General features: G+C 69.6%; 1 protein-coding gene. It reads right to left on the bottom strand.

What is annotated here, in order from left to right; translation table 11 throughout:
- The coding region (locus AC5P1C_RS43920; RefSeq protein WP_493871605.1) for an AMP-binding protein at positions 1-576 on the bottom strand (576 nt) is incomplete at both ends.

The raw sequence follows: 576 nt of genomic DNA, 5'->3' as shown, positions 1-576 counted from the left end.
CCCCGGACCCGCCGAAGGGATCCGCGACGAACCGCTCGGCCGTCAAACTCGCACGGCCGTGATAGCCACGCGCCACACTCCCCGCGACGTACAACTCCCCGACGACCCCCGGCGGCACCGGAACGAGCCCTGGACCCAGCACGTACGCCCGCATGTTCCCCAGCGGCGACCCGATCGGCGCACTGCCCGCCCCGGCCCACTCCTCACCCGACGACAATGCGAACGCCGTGGCGTAGAAACTCTCCGTCTGCCCATAGGCGTTGACCACCCGCACGCCCGGGAAGGCCTCACGCACCCGGTCGGCCAGGGATGCGGGCAGGGCTTCTCCGGCGAAGACGACGGTGTCGACGTCGACGCTGCCGGCGATGTCGTCGACCATCTCGGCGAAGACAGAGGGCACGGTGCTGATGACACCACCCTGCCAGTCCTCCCGCTCCGCCAACTCCAGTACGTCACGGACGAGTTCGACGCAGCCGCCGCGAGTCAGCGTCGTGAATACCTCGAAGACGGACACGTCGAAGTTCACCGAGGTGCCCGCGAGGACACGCGAGCCCGGCTCGATGCCCACCCGCTCGG

The organism is Streptomyces sp. A18 (assembly GCF_059026065.1).
This window is presented reverse-complemented; position numbering and strand designations above follow the sequence as displayed.